Origin of the sequence: Pseudomonas palmensis (genome assembly GCF_017848315.1) — a bacterium.
Classification (GTDB): Bacteria; Pseudomonadota; Gammaproteobacteria; order Pseudomonadales; family Pseudomonadaceae; genus Aquipseudomonas; species Aquipseudomonas palmensis.
On sequence record NZ_JAFKEC010000116.1, the window covers coordinates 1 to 2,145 of the forward strand.

1 protein-coding gene and 1 pseudogene are annotated in these 2,145 nt (G+C 46.5%); both read right to left on the bottom strand.

The window, feature by feature from the left end:
- Nucleotides 1-977 precede the first annotated feature (977 nt).
- The gene (locus JZZ72_RS27535) at nt 978-1,454 is read right to left on the bottom strand and encodes a lytic transglycosylase (RefSeq protein WP_078482008.1); all 477 of its coding nucleotides are present in this window, start codon (nt 1,452-1,454) and stop codon (nt 978-980) included.
- Nucleotides 1,454-2,145: pseudogene (locus JZZ72_RS27970) on the bottom strand (hypothetical protein); the annotation flags it as partial. The pseudogene JZZ72_RS27970 and the gene JZZ72_RS27535, both read right to left, overlap by 1 nt.

A 2,145-nucleotide genomic window follows, 5' to 3' on the forward strand; every position in this document is an offset into this window, starting at 1 on the left:
CATCCCCTTTGTCCGTGGTCGCATAGTTCGCCCCGAGCGGCGCCAGCGCCTGCCCGAGGTGGGCGAGGGTGCTGTCGTCGAACTTCACGCCCGCAGCGCTGATCGTGGTCTGCCAGTCCTTGTCGGTGTAGTAGGCAAATGCCTCGGCCATGCTGATGTTATGCTTTTGCGCGAGCGCCTTGGCTTGCTCGGAGATGAGCTTGCGTTCTTCCAGGTGCAGTTTGAATCGCCCCTGGTTTCCTTGACACTCTCCAAGCTCAGAAAATAGCGTTTCTCATACTCTACCGGCGACAGCTGATTGTTGACTTCTCACTTACAAACTAATTGCCGAACTACATTTTGAGCTGTACCTAAAGACAAATTTTCTGCTATTTCCAGTTATCGCAGCGTTGTTGTTTGCCTATGCTCTGCTGAGCATATTTGGTCACGATCATTTCATTTGGCTACAGTACCTCAATAGCTTTTGGGCTTATGCCGCTATCGTCTGGGGATTCTTTCTGCTGGCCATGACAGAGCAACTGGTTGATCCGTTGGAAAAGGCTCGGGACAGGCGAAACAGCTAAGCAAGCGAAGCTATGGAGCGATGTATAACAAAAGCTATACACATGATCCTAGACAAATCAAATAGTTAGCTCTGTTTTGTATTACAAATGTATAGCCATCAATCAGCACGAAAAATGGCTAATCCGTTGATCTACAAGGAAACACTTACCCCGGACGGGGGTGCGTGTTGTGTATTGAGATTTTGCTCCTGTTAAGTAGCGAAAAATCATGCTCAAAAAGGGCGTATTGAGCAGCTAGACCGTAGGTCGTCAGGGTGGGTGCAAAAGGGATGCAACTTGACTGCAGAAAGGATGCAAATAGGATGCAAGAAGGCGGCAAAAAGGGTGCAGACAGGGTGCAAAAACACCGGCGCAAGGCCGGTGCCATATCAACTCAGACCCCTTAAAATTTATAATGGAACTCACCTGCCTGTTTCATCTATCAGCTTTTGTTAAATTAGAGTAACAACCAAACTCGGGAATTTTTTCATAATTTCGAGACGGTTCGAAACTTGATCTAGCCTCTTCAATCTCATGAGGATTAAATTTTTCTCGCCTAATAACAAGACCGCCTTCCTCATTGAAAATATAGGACTCCCCACCTATGACCTCGTCTCCATCCCCTTCAAACTCACGATGAGTCGCCATAGTCAAAAATAAGTTATCCGAATCTGTTACTTGAAATTGGTAGGTCAGGTACTCACGACATTTTTTATCTAAAAAACCGACACCAACCATTCCTTTATCTATGGAGAACTCAACAAAGCAAGATGGCGCAGAGTCCGAGCCAATGAGAGCCGTATATGACTCACCCGAGAGATGCCTAGAATGTGCCAGAGATTCATCCATAGGCTCTATCGCAAACTTCTTCATCCGAAACCAAGTCTTACAATAATAAATAGGTAGCTCCATCAATACACCTTCCCATTAGTATCTCTAATTAAAACCCCTGCTTTATTGGCAGAGTCCAAGATGGCTTTTGGAATTACTCCATTCTGTGGAGGAACCTCCAGAATAACAGTACCTTGCAATTTTTGACCACCCAAAGACCCACTAGATGGAACTTTCGCAATGGTCGCACCAGAAGGGTATTTCGTAATGGCCTCATTTATGTAGCTCTTTGCTGTCGCCTCTGAAACCTCAGAAAGCTGTGTCAATTTACGAGAGACGATTTCGCCTTTTATGGGATTATACGAATCAACACGATAATAGCCATTCCCGTCAGGTCGCTGAATATAAACTTCGTTATTCGGGTAGTTTTTAGACTGTACCTTATTAAACTCATTACCCGCATCAAGCCGTTGCAACCATTCAGGTTTAGACGATGGAGCTACAACATCATCTACCTTTCCAGCAGCGCCACCAGTAGCTTTTGCACCATTTTTTTCCCCGCTTTGCAACATCCCCGCCAGCTTCTCAAGCCACCCTGGCGTTTTCGAAGCCACAGCTTTAGCAGCACTTCCCAGCGAAATAATCGCCAGCGCCAGTTCCGCTTCTGCCTCCACCCCAAGACGATGACTCTCCGATTCGGTCGGCGTAAACAGCGTATCTTTGGTGCTCTCAAACTGGTTCAGAAACTGACTGACCAATTGCAGCGCAGCAG